Here is a 16,346-nt window from a genome sequence, read left to right on the forward strand (position 1 = left end):
CGACGTGAGGCCCGCATGCTTGGAAATCCCGGTCTGCCGCTCCCGCGGCGCGCCCGCCGCCGCACCCCGGTCCCGGGGTCGGCACTGCCCGACTTCGGGCTGCCGAACCCCGGCCGCCGGCGGCACGCCGTCGCGGGCCTGGTGCTGACCGCGCTGGCCACGCTGCTCGTGCTGTTCGGGCTCCTCGCCCCGGACGACCTCACGTCCTTCTCCGCCGAGGCGCTGGTGCGGGTGCCGGTGGAAGGGCTCATCGTCGCGGCGTTCGTGCTGGTCCTGCCGCCGCGGGCGCGCCGCGTCGTCGCGGTGGCCGTCGGGCTGGTGCTCGGGCTGCTCACCCTGATGAAGGCGCTCGACACGGGGTTCTACGCGACGCTCGAGAAGCCGTTCGACCCGATCTACGACTGGAGCTTCTTCCACGCCGGGGTCGAGTTCCTCGCCGGGCAGATCGGCGAGGCGGGCACCATCGCCGCGCTCGCCGGCGCCGGGCTGCTCGCGGTGGGCGTCGTCGTGGGCATGGTCCTCGCGATGCTGCGGCTGACGCGGATCGCGGCCGGCCGCCGGACCGGGGCGACGCGCGTGGTGGCCGTGCTCGGGGTGATCTGGATCGTCTGCTCGGTGTTCGGCGTGGAGATCGCGCCGGGCCAGCCGGTCGCCGCCCAGAGCGCCGCCGCGCTGGCCTACGGCGACCTGCGCCAGGTCAGCTCCGACCTGCGCGACCAGCGGCCGTTCGGCGAGGTGTCCGCGGAAGACGCGTTCCGGCAGACGCCGGGCGACGAGCTGCTGACCGGGCTGCGCGGCAAGAACGTCGTGCTCACCTTCGTGGAGAGCTACGGCCGGATCGCGCTCGACGACCCGGGCTTCGGCCCGAAGATCGGCGCGACACTCGACGCGGGCACCGCCCAGCTGCGCGCCGCGGGCATCGGCGCGAAGAGCGCGTTCCTGTCGTCCTCGACGTTCGGCGGCGGCAGCTGGCTGGCGCACTCGACCGTGCAGTCGGGCATGTGGATCGACAACCAGCAGCGGTACAACGACCTGCTCGGCAGTGACCGGCTGACCCTCGGCGGGGCGTTCCAGCGGGCGGGCTGGCGGACGGTCTGGGACGTGCCCGCACACACGAAGGACTGGCCGGAGGGGCAGAAGTTCTACCACCCGGACGCCTACTACGACGCTCGCAGCATCGGTTACCACGGGCCGGGCTTCGCCTACGCGACCATGCCGGACCAGTTCACCTTCTCGATGTTGCAGCGCAAGGAACTCGCCAAAGCGGGGCAGCAGCCGGTGATGGCCGAAGTCGACCTCGTCTCGAGCCACGCGCCGTGGTCGCCGCGGCCCTCGCTCGTCGACTGGAACCAGGTCGGCGACGGCTCCGTGTTCGCGCCGCAGCCGGCGGCGGGCGAGGCGCCGGAGTCGGTCTGGAAGGACCCCGCGAAGATCCGGGACGCCTACCGCGACGCCACCGACTACTCGCTGAAGACGCTCATCTCGTTCGTGCAGAACTACGGTGACGACAACCTGGTGCTGGTCTTCCTCGGTGACCACCAGCCGCCGGTCGTCACCCCGCAGGGCGCGGTGCACGACGTGCCGATCACGATCGTGGCGAAGGACCCGAAGGTGCTGGACCGGATCTCCGGCTGGGGCTGGACGGACGGCCTGCACCCGGCCGCGCAGGCGCCGGTCTGGAAGATGGACTCCTTCCGCGACCGCTTCCTGACCGCGTTCGCCCGCTGACCGTCCTTTTCGGACACTCACCTCCCGGTCGCGCGGGCTTCCGCCCGCCGCCCGGTGCGCCTATCGTGGTGGTGCCGGGCGGGGGAGCCCGGCCGATCCACGGACACGGGAGGGTAAGTGGATCCGCAGGGGGACGTCACTGCCGCACACCCGTCCCGGGACACCCGGCTGCGCACCGCGCCGCCCGGCGTCCTGCCCTACTACCTGGTGGTCGAGGCCACCGCCGTCGTGCTGCCGTTCGCCGTGCCGTCGGCGGCGCCGACCGCGCGGGAATGGCTCTTCTTCGCGATCCTGCTCGGCTCGGCGGCCGCGCAGACCGAGCTGTCGGCGAAGGCCGAGCGGATGCGGCGGTTCCTCTCCCGCAACCCCCACGTCAGCGTCACTTCGGTGTGGTTCTTCGCGGCGACGCTGTCGATGCCGGCCGTGCTCGCGTCCGTGCTGGCCGTGCTGCTCTACGCGCACCTCTGGCTGCGGACGGCGGAAGGCGTGCCGGGCAGCCGGCTGTACCGGGCGACGTGCTCGGTCGCGACCAACGTCGTCACCATCTTCGCCGCCCACTCCGTCGCCGGCGCGTTCGGTGGCGGGGCGGCCGGCACGGTCGCCGCCGGCCTCACCTTCCTCCTGGTCAACACCTTGCTGGTGATGATCGGGTTCAAGCTCCACGAGCCGGCGCGCCCGATCTTCTCCTTCGCCGGATCGGCGGCGGAGAACCTGCTCGACGCGGCGACCATGTGCCTCGGCGCGGCGGCCGCGGCGCTGCTGGTGGTGCGGCCCTGGCTGGTCCCGTTGCTGGTGCCGCCGCTCGTGCTGCTGCACCGCGGTGAGCTCGGCCGGCGGCTGGAACTGCGGACCCGTGACGCCAAGACCGGCCTGCTCGCGATCGCGGAGTGGCGGGCGCGGGCGGAGGCCGAACTGGGCCGGGCGGCGCGCACCGGCGCCGGCTGCGGGATCCTGATGATCGACCTGGACCACTTCAAGCGCGTCAACGACACCCACGGGCACCTGGCGGGTGACGACGTCCTGCGCGCGGTCGCCGAAGCCGTCCGGGGCGAGGTGCGGATCTACGACTCGGTCGGCCGGTTCGGCGGCGAGGAGTTCGTCGTGCTGCTGCCGGGCATCGGGCAGGGCCACAGCGTGGCGGTCGCCGAGCGGATCCGGGACGCGGTGGCGGAACTGGCGGTCGAGGTGACCGGCGGCGCGCGGACGGTCACCGGGCTGTCGGTGTCGATCGGGGTGGCGGTGCACCCGGCGGCGGGCGCCGCGGTGGACGAGGTGCTCGGCGCTGCGGACAAGGCCGTTTACGAAGCGAAGAACTCCGGGCGGAACCGGGTTTGCGTGAGCCCTTGAGGAATTGCGCCGCCGTCCGCCATCCGTCCAGGGGCGCGGGCTAGCCCGGATGGAGCAGCGTGGTGACGGTGCGCTGCGCGCCGTTCACTGGCCCGATGAATTGCCGGTAATTCTTCCGCACTTCTAGGCTTTACAACGTTCGGGGTTCTCCGCGCTGAGGAGTGGTCATGCGAAGGAAATTGGCAGTTCTTGCGGTTGCTGTGTTTTCGCTGCTGGGTTTGTCGGTCGTGCCCGCGGCCGCGGCCGGTGGCGATTTCGCGCCGCCCGGCTGCTTCGGCGAGCGGTACGGGATCCTCTTCGGACAAGGGGTGTCGGTCAGCTGCTTCCCCGGTGAGGGGTACGGGTACCGGGTGGTCGCGCACTGCGCGAGCGGCAATGCGTTCTGGTTCGTGGCCGGCGATTTTGTGCCCTACGGATTCGGTCCGGCCGTCGCGGAATGCTCCGGCGGGCTGTTGGTTCCCGCTCGGGTGGTGACTTACCAGGTGGACGAAATCTGATTTCCGGCGGAACCGTCCGGCCACCCGTTTCCCGGGTGGCCGGACGGCGTCGTGCCCGTTTCACGAGGTGCGGCGGTCGTCCATCGCGTCGCGGTCCCAGTCGATTCCGAGGCCGGGGGTTTCCGGGGGCACCGCGTGCCCGTTTTCGACGGTCATTTCGGTGCGGGTGATCGCCCGCAGCTGCGGAATGTGCTCGACGTAGCGCCCGTTCGGGATCGCCGCGGCGAGGCTCACGTGCAGTTCCATCAGGAAGTGCGGGCAGACGTCGACATTGTGCGCCTCGGCCAGGTGGGCCACCTTGAGCCAGGGCGTGATGCCGCCGATCCGGGCGACGTCGGGCTGCACGATCGAGGCGGCCCCGCGGTGCAGGTAGTCGCGGAACTGCCCGAGCGAGTAGAGCGACTCGCCCACGGCGATCGGCACGGCGGTCGTCGCGGCGAGCCGCGCGTGCCCGGCGACGTCGTCGGCCGGCAGCGGCTCCTCCAGCCAGAACAGGTCGAGGGGCCCGAACGCGGCAGCCCGCCGGATCGCTTCGGCGGCCGTCATCGACTGGTTCGCGTCCACCATCAGGTCGAACCGAGTCCCGACGGCCTCGCGCACCGCCGTGAGCCGTTCGAGGTCTTCACCGGCATCGGGTTTGCCGATCTTGACCTTGACCCCGCCCCAGCCGGTGGCCGCGCCGGCCTTCGCGCCCGCGACGAGCTCTTCGGTGGTCAGGTGCAGCCAGCCTCCTTCGGTGTCGTACAACGAAACCCGCGACCGGAACCCGCCGGCGACGCGCCACAGCGGTTCACCGGCGCGGCGGCACTTGAGGTCCCACAGCGCGGTGTCGACGGCGGCCAGCGCCAGCGAGGTGATGGCGCCGATGGTGGTCGCCCGAGTGGCGGCGAACAGGTCCCGCCAGATCGCCTCGACCAGCCGCGAGTCCCGGCCGACGAGCCGGGGGAGCAGGTGGTCCCGCAGCAGGGCGGCCACGGAGCTGCCGCCGGTGCCGATCGTGTAGGCGTAACCGAGCCCGCTGCCGCCGTCGGCCGTGGTCAGCTCCACGAACACGGTCTCCTGGGACACGAACGCCTGCACGGCGTCGGTCCGCGCCTGCTCGACCTCGACGTCGACGAGAAAGACCTCGGCCCGCGTGACAACAGCCACCGTTCCCCCTGACGCAGAATCCTATAGGAAATAGGATCTTGGCTCGACGGTGGCCGCTCTGTCAACGAGCTCCAGCGCGGATCGACACCGCGCGCCGTCGGGGCCCGCAGGGGACTGTCATGCACCTCTGGTGCCCTGCCGACTCTGGTTTCGGTCGGTGCCGGAAGGTGTGTGCTCTACTTGGTTCAGACCTTTTGCAACGTTGCAACGGAGGCTGGCCAGAAGGCGGCGCGGACCGGGGAAGCCGGTTCGCGCCTCACCTGCGCGCGCACAAAATGCTTACCGTGCAACAGATTCCAGTCTTGAGTCCGTAATGGACAGACGTTCGCTCCTGCTAACTCCGGACAGAAAACCGGACAATTCTGGACCTGTCGCGGACCCGCCCGCACACTCGGCCCACGGTGTGTTTCTTTCCCCCGGCCTTGGAGGAGTTCCCATGCGTCGAAGAATCGCCCTGGCCCTCGGCGGCGTTGTCACGCTCGCCGCGAGCCTCGCCTCAGCGTCACTCAGCCCGGCCTTCGCGTCGCCCGGGCTGGTCGCCGCCATGCAGCGAGATCTCGGGCTGACCGCCGCCCAGGCCGAGACCCGGCTGGGCCAGGAAATGACGGCCACGCGAGTGCTGCCGGACGCGCAGCGGGCCGCCGGTGCGGCCTTCGGTGGCGCGTGGTTCGACCCGGCGCTCGGCAAGCTCGTGGTCGGCGTGACCGACCCGGCCGCGGCGACCGCCGTCCGGCAGGCCGGCGCCGAGCCCGCCACCGCGCGGATCAGCGCGGCGAAGCTGGACGCGGCGAAGGCCGCGATCGACGCCTCCGCCAAGGCCGACCCCGCGCCCGCCGCCGTCAGCGGCTGGCGCACCGACCCGCGTGCCGGCAGCGTCGTGGTCACATTGCGCCCCGGCGCGCACGGCGCCGACGTCGACGCCTTCCTGGCCCGTGCGGCGAAGGCGGGCCCGGTCACCGTCGCGACCGCGCCGGCCGCCGAGCCGTTCTCGGCCGGCACCGTCGGCGGCGACCCGTACTACATCAACGGCAACACCCGCTGCTCGATCGGGTTCTCCGTGCAGGGCGGCTTCGTCAGCGCCGGCCACTGCGGCGGCGCCGGGAGCTCGGTCGTCGGCTGGGACGGCTCGGCGATGGGCAGCTTCGCCGGCTCTTCCTTCCCCGGCAACGACTATTCGTTCATCCGCATCGGCAACGGCTGGTGGACCGCCCCGGTCGTGCTCGGCTGGGGCACGGTGAGCGACGCGCTCGTCCGCGGGTCCTGGGTGGCGCCGGTCGGCACGTCGGTGTGCCGCTCGGGCTCGACGACGCACTGGCACTGCGGCACGGTGCTCGGGCAGAACGAGACCGTCAACTACGCCCAGGGCGCGGTCTACCAGATGACGCGCACCAACGTCTGCGCGGAACCCGGCGACTCCGGCGGCTCGTTCATCACCGGTGACCAGGCCCAGGGGGTCACTTCCGGCGGCTGGGGCAACTGCAGCTCCGGCGGCGAGACGTGGTTCCAGCCGGTGAACGAGATCCTGCAGACCTACGGCCTCTCGCTCGTCACGGCGTAGTGGTCGCGCACGGCGCCGATCGGGGGCCCCACGCCGGGCCGGTCATCCCGATCGGCGTCGTGCGGACCGGCCGCACGGACCTGAGCGATGAATCCGGCCGCCGCGGCCGGTAGGTACCGGTGCGGCCGCGCCACGAGGGTGCGGCGGGGACCACCGGGAGCCGTCATGAGCGTGATCGTCGTCGAGTTCGTCACCGTGGACGGCGTGGTCGAGGACCCCGACGGCGCCGGCGGCACGGCCACCGGCGGCTGGGCGTTCCGGCACGGGCCGGAAGCCGTCGCCGGGGACAAGTTCCGGCTCGGGTCGCTGCTCGACACCGGAACGTTGCTGCTCGGCCGGACCACCTGGGAGCTCTTCTCGAAGCTCTGGCCCGGCCGCACGGACGAGTTCTCCCGTCGGATGAACACGATCCCCAAGCTGGTCGTGTCCCGCACGCTGACCGACGTCGGCGCCTGGAACAATTCCTCGCTGCTGCACGGAGACCTGGTTGAAGAGGTCACCCGCGAGGAGCGCGACCTGATCGTCATCGGCTCGATCGGGATCGCGCGAACGCTCGCCCGGCAGGGCCTGGTCGACGAGTACCGCCTGCTCGTGTTCCCGAGCCTGGCGGGGGAGGGGAGGCGGCTCTTCGACGGCGAGGTGCCCGCCGACCTCCGGCTGGTGACCAGCGAGCAGGTCGGACCGGCGGTGCTCAGCACCTACCGGACGCGTTAGGTCCGCAGGAGGCTCGCGAACCAGCCGGCCAGCACCTGCTGGACCTCGGTGCGCGTGCGCGCGGGATCGTCCGCCGCGGCGATCATCCGGGCCGCCTCCATCACCGCGCTGAGCACGAGCTGGGCCAGGGTGCGGACGGGCATGTCCACGATCAGCCCGTCCGCCCTGGCCTGCTCGAGCACACCGGTGATCAGGCCGAGGCCGTACTCCGCCTCGATCTCGCGCCAGACGTCCCAGCCGAGCACGGCGGGCGCGTCGGTCAGCGAAATGCGCTGGACCTCGTCGCGCAGGCACGCGTCGAGGAACACGCCGAGGCCGAGCGTCATGCCGGTCAGGGGGTCCGGCCCCTGCGTGAAGGCGGCTTCGACCTCTTCGGTCAGCTCGCGTTCCAGCTCCTCGACGACGGCGCGGAACAAGCCCTGCTTGTCGGCGTAGTGGTGGTACAGCGCGCCGCGGGTGACGCCGGCCGCGCGGGTGATCTCGTCCGCCGGGACGGCCTGGTAACCGCGGGCGGCGAACAGTTCGCGCGCGGCGGCGACCAGGGCGGCCTTGGTGCCGGTGGAACGGTCCTGCTGGGTACGTCGCACCCGCCTAATCTGCCATGACACCCGCGAACTCGACGACGTGGCGGGCCAGCACCGCGGGCTGGTCCTCGGACAGGAACGTGTAGGCGTCCGGCACTTCGACGAGTTTTGCGGCCGGCAGCAGGGCGGCGAGCCGGTGGGCCAGCCGGATCGGGAACAGCTTGTCCTCGGTCGCCCAGGCCAGCAGCACCGGCCGGTCGAACGTGCGCAGCGCCTCCGCGGCGGCCAGTGTGTGCCGCGGGTGCACGTCCCGCAGGAGCTTGCGCAGGTCACGGCGCACCCCGGCGGACTTCCGCAGCGGCGCCAGGTAGGCCTGCGCGACGGCGTCCGGCAGCGGCCGCTTGACCACCCAGCCGAAGAGGAACGGCAGCGGGTACAGCGCCCGGAACCGCAGCAGCTGCCCGAGCACGGCGACCGAGCCGGGGATCCGCGCGATCGCCGGCAGCGGCTTGAAGATCGGCGGGAAGAAGTGGTCGAAGCAGTCGGACGGGGTGAACACGACCCGCCCGACCCGCTCCGGCCGGCGGCTGAGCAGGACCTGCGTCAGCGCGCCGCCGGTGTCGTTCGCGACGAGCGTGACGTCGTGCAGGTCGAGGGCCTCGAGGAAGTCCGCGATCAGGTCGGCGTTGCCGGGCACGGACAGGTCGGCGTCCGCGCGCATCGGGAGGTCGTGCGACCCGAGCGGCAGGTCGGGCGCCAGGCACCGGAAGCCGGCGGCGGCGACGTCCGGCACCACCTTCCGCCACAGCTCGGCGTTCGTCAGCACCCCGTGCACGAACACCACCGGAGCCCCGGCGCCGCGCTCGAAGTACCGCACCTCGCCGGCCGGCAGCCGGACGCGGTGCTCCTGACCCAGGGATTCGCTGCGGTTCGTCATGCCGCGAGGTTACATACATTCAGTACGTATGTAAATGGTCGCCAAGTCGGGCAAGAATTCACCGCCAGGGTGGCGACCGCGGCAGGATCCGGCGCGGGCCCGGCCTGTGCTTGGCGGATGTTTGGCCGTCCGGTGTCTGCTGCGACCCCCTAAACCTCCGGAGGTCTGAATGAGTCCGTCCCGTCGCACGCTGCTCAAGACCGGTGTGGTCCTCGCCGGCGGTCTCGCCGCGATGGCGGCGGTCCCCGGCGTCGCCGCCGCCTACTCGTGGCCGGCTTCGCTGCGGTCCGGCTCGACCGGTGCCGCCGTGAAGGAACTGCAGATCCGCGTCGCCGGGTGGGCCGCCGACGGTCCGAAGCAGGCGTGCGTCACCGTCGACGGCGACTTCGGGCCCGCGACGGCCGCCGCGCTGACCCGCTTCCAGCAGGCGAACCACCTGACGGCCACCGGCATCGCCGACGCCGACGACTTCGCGGCGCTCAACGCCTTGGAGTCGGCCGACGGTTCGACCGCGCACTTCGAATTCGGCGAGTTCACGTCGAAGGACGGCGCGGGGTTCGGCGGCGGCAAGGTCGGCTCGGCGACGGTCAAGGAGAACGTCCGGCGGCTGATGTACAAGCTGGAAGCCCTGCGGCTCAAGGCGGGCGGCCGCGCGATCACGATCTCGTCCGGCTTCCGCAGCATCGCGCACAACCAGTCCGTCGGCGGCGCGTCGAACAGCATGCACCTCTACGGTGTCGCGGCGGACATCTACGTCAGCGGGCTGACCACCCGCCAGGTCTACGTCCTCGCCGAAGCCTGCGGGTTCTCCGGGCTGGAGCGGTACACGCTCTCGGACGCGCACCAGCACGTCGACAGCCGGGTCGAGTACGCGTACGGCTCGCAGAGCTGGTGGTGGGAGAGCGGCACGGTGAGCTGACGAACGCGGTGGCGCCCCGGACTTGGCTTCGGGGAAAGGTCGGATCCGGGGGCACCACCGCCCGCTGGACGGCTGACACGACGTCCTGCGGTGAACCCACCTTACGAACCGGCGGGCCGTCCGGCCAGGCCTCGATGCGGTGTCGAAGGTTGTCGCCCGGTCGTGTCGTCAGACCCACTGAGAGTGGGTACTCCGGGTGGCGTCGTGCACCGCTTGACCGGCCCTCGGTTCGCGCCTAGCCTTAAGTTGAAACTTCAACCTATCTGTGGGCAGCCGCGGGGAGCCGATGTCGATCTTTCGCCTGAACCACGCCGTGCTGTACGTCCGGGACCTGGCCAAAAGTGTCGCGTTCTACCGCGACGTGCTGGGCTTCGACTACATCGACGGTGGTGACGCGCACCGCGGCGCCGCCTTCCTCCGGGCGCCCGGCTCGACCAACGACCACGACCTCGGCCTCTTCGAAATCGGCTCGGAAGCCGCGGACTCGGGCGCCGGGCGGACGTCGGTGGGGCTCTACCACCTCGCGTGGGAGGTCGACACCCTCGGCGACCTCGACCGGATCGCCGGCCGGCTCGAGGCGGCCGGCGCCCTGGTCGGCTCGTCCGATCACGGCACCACGAAGTCGTTGTACGCCAAGGATCCCAGCGGCCTCGAGTTCGAGGTCGTCTGGATCATCCCCCGCGAGCTGCTGACCGACGCGGACCGCGCGAAGGGTGCGTCGATCGGCCGGCTCGACCTCGCGGGGGAACTGGCGAAGTACGGGCCCGACGCGCGCAGTGGCGTCGGGATCTCCCGTCCCTAAGCGGTGACGCGGGTCCCCGGGCGCTGCGAATTCCGTTGCAGCGCCGGGAGATTGCTGAGCGCGAAGCGGCCGGGGCCGACAAACGCGACGACCAGCAGGGCCCAGCAGAACAGGGTGGCCGCTTCGCCGCCGTTCTGGATGGGGAACAGGCCGTCCGGCAGGTGCGCGGTGAAGTACGCGAAGGCCATCGAGCCGGAGCCCAGCACGGCGGCGGTCCGGGTGCCGATGCCGAAGCAGACGAGCGCGCCGCAGACGAGCTGGATGACCGCCGCCCACCAGCCGGGCCACGCGCCGACCGTGGCGGTCGCCTTCGCGCCGAACAGGCCGAACAGCGTTTTCAAGCCGTGGCAGGCGAAGAGGAAGCCGATGACGATGCGGTAGAGCCCGATGACGTGCTCGCGGGCGGGGTCGAGGCGGTGCATGGGGGCCTCCGGTAACGGGGGGCGGGCGGCGTCGAACCGGCCGGGGGAGTCCGGCCGGTCACTGCGGATCAGGTCGTTTCAGATATACCGCCAGTGCGATGTTCTCACACCCCCCGAAAGTCGCGTGGAGCAATTTCGGAGTAATTGCAGACCGGTGGTATGAGTGGGTCACCGATTACCCGGTGGCGGAGACTCTCCATTGCCGGGCAACGGGAAACCGCCGGACGGGTGATCTTCGCATTGTGGTCCAGACCAGTTGGGGAACTGGTCCGGGTTTCGGAAATGTTTCCGATTCTTTTCGCCGGGAGTGCGGTCAATGGGGAATGGCCGAGCGCGCTGCGCCCATCGGATGAGTCCGGCGACGCGACCGAGTCGGGGACCGGTGGCGAGCGAGCGTGGGGAGAGGTTGGGTCACCGGCCTATGCGCCCGCCTCGTGGGGGACTAGCGTGAAACACATGGAAAGACGGCGTCACCCGGCCGGTCCTCGTGGCTGAAGGCATCGAGCTGCTGCTGCGGACCCGGGCGTCGAGCGCGCTGGTGACCGTCACCGGAGAGCTCGACATCACGGGTTACCCCTTCCTGCGCGACGGCCTGCTGAAGATCGGCGCCGACGTCCCGCCCGGCCTGATCGCCGACATCGACGGCTTGGCACTGGGGAGCCGGCCGCCGGCCGTGTTCCCGTTGGTCGCCCGGCGGCTCGAGGAGTGGCCCGGCATCCCGATGGCCGTCGTGACCCGGCAGCCCGGCCACCTCCGGGCGTTCGAAGACTACGGCCTCAACCGGTTCGTGCCCGTGCACCCGGACGTCGAAACCGCCGAACAGGCGCTGCCGCACCGGATCCGGCGGCGGGCCGGGCGGACGCTGGCGCGCGGGGAGGCCGGGATCGCGCAGGCGCGGGCGTTCGTCCGGGACCGGACCGAGGAGTGGGGCGTGCCCGCGCTCGAATACGACGGGACCCTGATCGCGGCCGAACTCACCGACAACGCGTCCCGGCACACTTCGTCCGAGCCGCGGCTGCGGCTCGAGCTTCGCGACGACCTGCTGACCATCGCCGTCAGCGACGACGACTCGCGACCCGCCGTCCTGATCGAGCGGCCGGACATCCTGGAGCCGGGTCTCGGGCTGCGGATCGTCGCGCAGACCGCCCGGGCGTGGGGCAGCAGCACCCGCTGGACCGGCGGAAAGGTCGTGTGGGCGGTGCTGACACTCCCAGAGCGCCGCCGCCCGCGGTCGATCGGTCCCTGAACCCGCACGTGAGCCGCCGACCGGGGTGACATGGATCACGCGAACATGTTCGTCCCGAACGTGCTCGTAACGAACATGTTCGCTACGGTGGAGGCATGGCTCCGGAAAGCATCTACAACCGGCGCGAGCGCCCGGCGAAGCCGGCGTTGTCGCGCGAAGGCATCGTGACGACGGCGGTCGCCGTGATGCGCGCCGAAGGCGTCGAACGGGTCACCATGCGCCGGCTCGCCAAGGAGCTCGACACCGGTGCCGCGTCGCTCTACGTGTACGTCAAGGACACCGAGGAACTGCACGCCGCGGTGCTCGACGAACTGCTCGGGGAGGTCGGCCTCGACGGCGCGGGGGACTGGCGCGAGCGGCTCTGGGCCGTGCTGGACTCCTATCGGTCGGTGCTGTTCGCGCACCCGAGCCTGGCCCGGGTCGCGCTGGTGACCAGGCTCAGCGGACCGCACTACCTCGCCGTCGTCGAGGCGGTGCTGGCGCTGCTCGACGAGGGCGGCATGGCGCCGGGGCAGGCCGCCTGGGCGGTCGATGTGCTGCTCCTGACCGCCACCGCGGCCGCCGTCGAGCACGGCAGCCGCCGCGAGAAGCCGGGGGCGGCCCGCGAGCACGAGGTCATGGTCGACTCGCTCGCCACCGCCTCGCCGCGGACCCATCCGCACATCGCCGCCATGGCCGCCGACCTGGTGTCCGGCTCCGGCCCCGCCCGCACGCGGTGGGCGTTCGACGCGTTGCTGAACGGCGCGCTCACCACCCCGCGCCCCGAACCCGAGGAGTCCTGATGCCTTCGATCACCATCGTCGGTGCCGGCCTGGGTGGTCTCACCCTGGCCCGGGTCCTGCACACCCGCGGGATCACGTCGGCCGTCTACGAGCTCGACGCGTCCCCGACCGCCCGTGACCAGGGCGGCACGCTGGACCTGCACGAGGAGTCCGGCCTGCGCGCACTCGCCGAAGCCGGCCTGACGGAGCAGTTCCGCGCCGTCGCCCGCGAGGAGGGCGAGGCGCTGCGGATCCTCGACCGGCACGGCGTCGTCCGGTTCGAAGAGACCGCGGAAGAAAGTGGCGGCACCCGGCCCGAGGTGGACCGCGGTGAGCTCAAGCGGATCCTGGCGGGGTCCCTGCCTGACGGCGTCGTCCGCTGGGGGAGCAAGGTGACCGCGGTGTCCGCCGGTGCGATCACCTTGGCCACCGGCGAAGTTGTCGAGACCGATCTGGTCGTCGGCGCGGACGGCGCGTGGTCGAAGGTGCGGCCGCTGCTGTCCGACGCGGTGCCGGTCTACTCCGGACTCTCCTTCGTGGAGGCCAATCTGTCCGATGTGGACAGCAAGCACCCGGCCGCGGCGGCGCTCGTCGGCTCCGGGTCGATGTTCGCGCTGGCCGGCGGGAAGGGCCTGATCGCCCAGCGCAACGGCGGTGGGCGCATCCGCGTGTACGCCGCGGTGGAGACCGACGACCCGGCCGCGGTCACCGGCCTCGCGGACCGCGAACGGCTCCTCGAGCTCTTCGCCGACTTCGACGCCGGACTGCGGGCGCTCCTCGTCGACAGCGACGGCACCTTGGTGCCCCGCCCGATCCACGCCCTGCCGGTCGGCCACCGCTGGGACCGGGTGCCAGGGGTGACGCTGCTCGGCGACGCCGCGCACGTGATGTCGCCGTTCGCCGGTGAAGGCGCGAACCTGGCCATGCTCGACGCCACCGAACTGGCCCTCGCCCTCGCGGACCACGCCGACGTCGAAAGCGCTCTCTCGGCCTACGAAGCCGCGCTGTTCCCGCGAGCGGAAGAAGCGGCCCGGGACTCGGCGGCCAACCTCGAAGCCTGCTTCCGGCCGGACGCGCCCGCCGCGATGGTCGACCAGATGCTGGCCCACACCGCCCACCACTGACCGAAAGGCACCACGATGACCGAACAGACCCGGGTGCTCCGGCCCCACCCCGGACTGGAGATCACCCTCCTCGACACCGGGAGCGGCAACCGCGCCGTGCTCGCGCTGCACGGCGGCGCCGGCCCGCGGGGCGTCGCGCCCATCGTCGAGCACTTCGAGCCGGAGGCCCGCGTGCTCGCGCCGACGCACCCGGGCTGGGCCGGCACCCCGCGCCCGGACTGGTTCACCGGCGTCGACGACCTCGCCGTCACCTACCTCGACCTCCTCGACGACGAAGACCTCGAAGACGTCGTGGTGGTGGGCAGTTCCTTCGGCGGCTGGGTGGCGTCCGAAATGGCCGTGCGCGACCGCGGGCGGCGCATCCGCGCGCTGGTGGTGCTCGACGGCATCGGCCCCGAGGTCGACGGCCACCCCGTGCGCATGCCGGAGCCGCCGCCCGGCGCGCCGGGCCCGGCGCCGGCCGACCTGGCCACGTTGCGGGCCTACGCCGGTCCGGCGATCGGCGACCCGAAGCTGCTGCGCCGGCTGGCGCGGGTCCGGATCCCGGCGCTGCTGATCTGGGGTGAAGACGACGTCGTCGTCCCGCCGGCGTTCGGCAAGGCGTACGCGGCCGGGTTCGCCGACGCCCGGTTCGAGGTGGTGCCGGGCGCCGGGCACATGCCGCACGCCCAGGCCCCGGCCGAGACGTTCACGAAGATCGACGAGTTCCTCCGGCGAGCATGATCCATCACCCCGTAGGGTGGCTCCATGCTGGACGAAGAAGTCGTCTCGGAGCGGATCCGGCAGATCGCCGCCACGCTGGCGGACCGGGCCGGCGAGCTGACCGTAGAGCTGGTGCAGCTCTACGCCAACGACCTGCCGCAGCTGGTCAACGACGACGAGCGCATGGTGAGCCTGCTGTCGGCGAGCGTCTACCAGAACATCGAGACCGCCCTGCAGATCTTCCGGCACGGCATCGACCCCGCGACGGTCGAGCCGCCCGCGGCGGCCGTGGAGTACGCGCGCCGGCTGGCGCAGCGCGGCACACCGGTGTTCGACCTGATCCGCGCGTACGACCTCGGGCAGGCCGCGATGCTCGACTTCGGGTTCCAGGAGTGCATCCGGCTGGTCGACGACGCGGCCCTGCTCGGGGCCATGATGCGCCGGCTGCTCAAGGTCGCCTACGAGTTCATCACGCGGGTAGTCCGCCAGCTCGTGAGCGTCTACCAGGACGAACGCGACAAGTGGCTGCTCAACCGGAGCGCCGCGCGGGCGGCGAAGGTGCTCGACCTGCTCGGTGACAACAGCGGCCCGCCCGACGTCGACGCGGCCGAAGCCGTGATCGGCTACCGCCTGCGTGGCACGCACGTGGGGATGATCGTCTGGCACGCGTCGGAGGGCTACGCCGGCGACGCGCTGTCGCTGCTGGAGTCGGCCGCGGGTGCGGTGCTCGAGCGCCTCGGGGGCCAGGGCCGTCCACTCTTCGTGCCCCGCGACGAAGCCGGCGCGTGGGTGTGGCTCCCGCTCGCGCCGGGGGCGGCGGTCCGCCGCGAAGACCTCGACGCGGCGCTCGAGGGCACCGAGCCCGGGGTGCGCGTGACGGTCGGCGACCCCGCCACCGGCGTCGACGGCTTCCGCGACACCCACCAGCAGGCCCGCCGGGTGCACGCGCTGGCCCTCGCCGCCGGTGAGCACTGCGACCGGGTGCTGACCTTCCGGGAGGTGGGCACGGTGGCGCTGATGACGAGCGACCTGAACGCGGCCCGGCTGTGGGTGGCGAGCACTCTCGGGCCGCTGGCCGCCGACGACGAGAACTGCGCCCGGCTGCGCGAGACCCTGCGCGTCTTCCTGGCCTCCGGTGGCAGTTACACCGCGTCGGCCGCCGAGCTGACGATGCACAAGAACTCCGTGCAGTACCGCGTCCGCAAGGCGCAGGAGCTGCTGCCGCGCGGGCTCGCGGAGGGCCGGCTGGACGTCGAGCTGGCGCTGAACCTGTGCCGGCGGCTGGGTGCGGCGGTGCTGGCGGCGGCCTGAGGGTTTGGTGTCCCGGACCACCGGCGGCGAAGATCGTTGGGCCGCGAGCACGAAGCCCCGGTCGGCCGTTCGGCCTACCTTTCCCCAATGGGTGAAAACGGTGGGATGCTCGCGCTGGTGCGGCTACGCCGAGGCGTCGTCGGCGAAAGCAGACGAGTCTGTCACCTGATCCCGGTGCCCACGGGCCCGGTGCCGGAGCACCTGACGGCGCTGTGCGGCGAGGCGATCCGGCCGGGCCAAGCCGAGGTGCTGGACGGGTTGCGCGGGATGCCGTGCCACGCGTGCCTGATGGCGAGCGCGCCGTCGGGGCCGGGTCTGCTGGCCAACGCCGGATAGCGCTGCCCTGGATCTTCGCGCCGTTTTTCTGGATCGATTTTGTGGAAAGGCGCGCCGAAAAGATGTGCCAAATCGTTTGTCGGTGAATATCCGACCAGCGTGATGCCGTCCTCAAGGCTGTGACACAGGGTAGTTGATTGATTGTCCACGGTGGTCGGCCAAGTGGACCAGGCGCGCATCCCGGCTGTGGATGACGTGGGAAAATGCCACGTCGAGGGTGAGATCGATGGGCCATTCGGCTCAACTCTGCGGATTACGTATCCCGCTTC

Annotated in this window: 17 protein-coding genes; 13 read left to right on the plus strand and 4 right to left on the minus strand. The window is 71.7% G+C overall.

Annotation, left to right across the window (positions count from 1 at the left end; all coding sequences use genetic code 11):
• Nucleotides 1-15: 15 nt before the first annotated feature.
• From ACIA5G_RS32270 to ACIA5G_RS32280, 3 genes are all read left to right on the plus strand, one after another.
• Nucleotides 16-1,728 carry a sulfatase gene (locus tag ACIA5G_RS32270; protein WP_395930027.1) on the plus strand — a complete coding sequence of 571 codons (1,713 nt, stop codon included), beginning with the start codon at nucleotides 16-18 and terminating at the stop codon, nucleotides 1,726-1,728.
• Between the two features lie 117 nt (nucleotides 1,729-1,845).
• Entirely contained in the window at nucleotides 1,846-3,075 is a 1,230-nt protein-coding gene (locus ACIA5G_RS32275; RefSeq protein WP_395930029.1) for a diguanylate cyclase, read from the plus strand.
• Between the two features lie 167 nt (nucleotides 3,076-3,242).
• On the plus strand, nucleotides 3,243-3,572 hold the full coding sequence (locus tag ACIA5G_RS32280) for a hypothetical protein (RefSeq protein ID WP_395930031.1): 330 nt from the start codon (nucleotides 3,243-3,245) through the stop codon (nucleotides 3,570-3,572).
• A 60-nt stretch (nucleotides 3,573-3,632) separates the two neighbouring features.
• Here ACIA5G_RS32280 and ACIA5G_RS32285 read toward each other — a convergent pair whose 3' ends face one another.
• A complete protein-coding gene (locus ACIA5G_RS32285; protein WP_395930033.1) occupies nucleotides 3,633-4,721 on the minus strand; it encodes a mandelate racemase/muconate lactonizing enzyme family protein in 1,089 nt (362 codons plus the stop codon).
• Between the two features lie 436 nt (nucleotides 4,722-5,157).
• Between ACIA5G_RS32285 and ACIA5G_RS32290 the strand changes: the two genes are divergently transcribed.
• Nucleotides 5,158-6,279 carry a S1 family peptidase gene (locus ACIA5G_RS32290; protein ID WP_395930036.1) on the plus strand — a complete coding sequence of 374 codons (1,122 nt, stop codon included), beginning with the start codon at nucleotides 5,158-5,160 and terminating at the stop codon, nucleotides 6,277-6,279.
• A 165-nt stretch (nucleotides 6,280-6,444) separates the two neighbouring features.
• Nucleotides 6,445-6,993, plus strand: a complete 549-nt coding sequence (locus ACIA5G_RS32295) for a dihydrofolate reductase family protein (RefSeq protein ID WP_395930038.1) — start codon at nucleotides 6,445-6,447, stop codon at nucleotides 6,991-6,993.
• On the opposite strand, the gene ACIA5G_RS32300 is transcribed toward ACIA5G_RS32295, so the two are convergent.
• Together ACIA5G_RS32300 and ACIA5G_RS32305 are read right to left on the minus strand one after the other, a co-directional pair.
• The gene (locus ACIA5G_RS32300; protein ID WP_395930040.1) at nucleotides 6,990-7,580 is read right to left on the minus strand and encodes a TetR/AcrR family transcriptional regulator; all 591 of its coding nucleotides are present in this window, start codon (nucleotides 7,578-7,580) and stop codon (nucleotides 6,990-6,992) included. The two genes, ACIA5G_RS32295 and ACIA5G_RS32300, sit on opposite strands and share 4 nt — an antisense overlap.
• Nucleotides 7,581-7,584: 4 nt before the next feature.
• Complete coding sequence (locus ACIA5G_RS32305; protein WP_395930042.1) at nucleotides 7,585-8,454, minus strand: alpha/beta fold hydrolase; 870 nt, start codon at nucleotides 8,452-8,454, stop codon at nucleotides 7,585-7,587.
• Nucleotides 8,455-8,623: 169 nt separating this feature from the next.
• Between ACIA5G_RS32305 and ACIA5G_RS32310 the strand changes: the two genes are divergently transcribed.
• Together ACIA5G_RS32310 and ACIA5G_RS32315 are read left to right on the plus strand one after the other, a co-directional pair.
• Complete coding sequence (locus ACIA5G_RS32310) at nucleotides 8,624-9,373, plus strand: D-Ala-D-Ala carboxypeptidase family metallohydrolase (RefSeq protein WP_395930044.1); 750 nt, start codon at nucleotides 8,624-8,626, stop codon at nucleotides 9,371-9,373.
• Nucleotides 9,374-9,659: 286 nt separating this feature from the next.
• The gene (locus ACIA5G_RS32315) at nucleotides 9,660-10,175 is read left to right on the plus strand and encodes a VOC family protein (RefSeq protein ID WP_395930046.1); all 516 of its coding nucleotides are present in this window, start codon (nucleotides 9,660-9,662) and stop codon (nucleotides 10,173-10,175) included.
• Here the strand turns inward: ACIA5G_RS32315 and ACIA5G_RS32320 are convergent.
• Nucleotides 10,172-10,597, minus strand: coding sequence for a DoxX family protein (locus ACIA5G_RS32320; protein WP_395930048.1), 426 nt, complete (start codon nucleotides 10,595-10,597; stop codon nucleotides 10,172-10,174). The two genes, ACIA5G_RS32315 and ACIA5G_RS32320, sit on opposite strands and share 4 nt — an antisense overlap.
• A gap of 487 nt (nucleotides 10,598-11,084) precedes the next feature.
• Between ACIA5G_RS32320 and ACIA5G_RS32325 the strand changes: the two genes are divergently transcribed.
• The 6 genes from ACIA5G_RS32325 to ACIA5G_RS32350 all read left to right on the plus strand — a co-directional run bounded on the left by ACIA5G_RS32325 (nucleotide 11,085) and on the right by ACIA5G_RS32350 (nucleotide 16,077).
• The gene (locus ACIA5G_RS32325) at nucleotides 11,085-11,843 is read left to right on the plus strand and encodes an ATP-binding protein (RefSeq protein ID WP_395930050.1); all 759 of its coding nucleotides are present in this window, start codon (nucleotides 11,085-11,087) and stop codon (nucleotides 11,841-11,843) included.
• Between the two features lie 95 nt (nucleotides 11,844-11,938).
• On the plus strand, nucleotides 11,939-12,625 hold the full coding sequence (locus ACIA5G_RS32330) for a TetR/AcrR family transcriptional regulator (protein ID WP_395930052.1): 687 nt from the start codon (nucleotides 11,939-11,941) through the stop codon (nucleotides 12,623-12,625).
• Nucleotides 12,625-13,728: an FAD-dependent oxidoreductase gene (locus tag ACIA5G_RS32335; protein WP_395930054.1), complete on the plus strand. Its 1,104-nt coding sequence runs from the start codon at nucleotides 12,625-12,627 to the stop codon at nucleotides 13,726-13,728. The genes ACIA5G_RS32330 and ACIA5G_RS32335 overlap by 1 nt, the downstream gene beginning before the upstream one ends.
• Nucleotides 13,729-13,743: 15 nt before the next feature.
• Entirely contained in the window at nucleotides 13,744-14,451 is a 708-nt protein-coding gene (locus ACIA5G_RS32340) for an alpha/beta fold hydrolase (protein ID WP_395930056.1), read from the plus strand.
• A gap of 24 nt (nucleotides 14,452-14,475) precedes the next feature.
• Nucleotides 14,476-15,741 carry a PucR family transcriptional regulator gene (locus tag ACIA5G_RS32345; protein WP_395930058.1) on the plus strand — a complete coding sequence of 422 codons (1,266 nt, stop codon included), beginning with the start codon at nucleotides 14,476-14,478 and terminating at the stop codon, nucleotides 15,739-15,741.
• Nucleotides 15,742-15,846: 105 nt separating this feature from the next.
• Complete coding sequence (locus ACIA5G_RS32350) at nucleotides 15,847-16,077, plus strand: hypothetical protein (protein ID WP_395930336.1); 231 nt, start codon at nucleotides 15,847-15,849, stop codon at nucleotides 16,075-16,077.
• Nucleotides 16,078-16,346 lie beyond the last annotated feature (269 nt).

The sequence above is a fragment of the Amycolatopsis sp. NPDC051758 genome (assembly GCF_044453095.1).
Taxonomy (GTDB): Bacteria; Actinomycetota; Actinomycetes; order Mycobacteriales; family Pseudonocardiaceae; genus Amycolatopsis.

What these genes read in the sequence shown, in the direction of transcription:
- ACIA5G_RS32270 (WP_395930027.1), top strand. Translation starts at nt 16, where the DNA reads ATGCTTGGAAATCCCGGTCTGCCGCTCCCGCGGCGCGCCCGCCGCCGC.
- ACIA5G_RS32280 (WP_395930031.1), top strand. Translation starts at nt 3,243, where the DNA reads ATGCGAAGGAAATTGGCAGTTCTTGCGGTTGCTGTGTTTTCGCTGCTG.
- ACIA5G_RS32290 (WP_395930036.1), top strand. Translation starts at nt 5,158, where the DNA reads ATGCGTCGAAGAATCGCCCTGGCCCTCGGCGGCGTTGTCACGCTCGCC.
- ACIA5G_RS32295 (WP_395930038.1), top strand. Translation starts at nt 6,445, where the DNA reads ATGAGCGTGATCGTCGTCGAGTTCGTCACCGTGGACGGCGTGGTCGAG.
- ACIA5G_RS32305 (WP_395930042.1), bottom strand. Translation starts at nt 8,454, where the DNA reads ATGACGAACCGCAGCGAATCCCTGGGTCAGGAGCACCGCGTCCGGCTG.
- ACIA5G_RS32310 (WP_395930044.1), top strand. Translation starts at nt 8,624, where the DNA reads ATGAGTCCGTCCCGTCGCACGCTGCTCAAGACCGGTGTGGTCCTCGCC.
- ACIA5G_RS32315 (WP_395930046.1), top strand. Translation starts at nt 9,660, where the DNA reads ATGTCGATCTTTCGCCTGAACCACGCCGTGCTGTACGTCCGGGACCTG.
- ACIA5G_RS32320 (WP_395930048.1), bottom strand. Translation starts at nt 10,597, where the DNA reads ATGCACCGCCTCGACCCCGCCCGCGAGCACGTCATCGGGCTCTACCGC.
- ACIA5G_RS32330 (WP_395930052.1), top strand. Translation starts at nt 11,939, where the DNA reads ATGGCTCCGGAAAGCATCTACAACCGGCGCGAGCGCCCGGCGAAGCCG.
- ACIA5G_RS32335 (WP_395930054.1), top strand. Translation starts at nt 12,625, where the DNA reads ATGCCTTCGATCACCATCGTCGGTGCCGGCCTGGGTGGTCTCACCCTG.
- ACIA5G_RS32340 (WP_395930056.1), top strand. Translation starts at nt 13,744, where the DNA reads ATGACCGAACAGACCCGGGTGCTCCGGCCCCACCCCGGACTGGAGATC.
- ACIA5G_RS32345 (WP_395930058.1), top strand. Translation starts at nt 14,476, where the DNA reads ATGCTGGACGAAGAAGTCGTCTCGGAGCGGATCCGGCAGATCGCCGCC.
- ACIA5G_RS32350 (WP_395930336.1), top strand. Translation starts at nt 15,847, where the DNA reads ATGCTCGCGCTGGTGCGGCTACGCCGAGGCGTCGTCGGCGAAAGCAGA.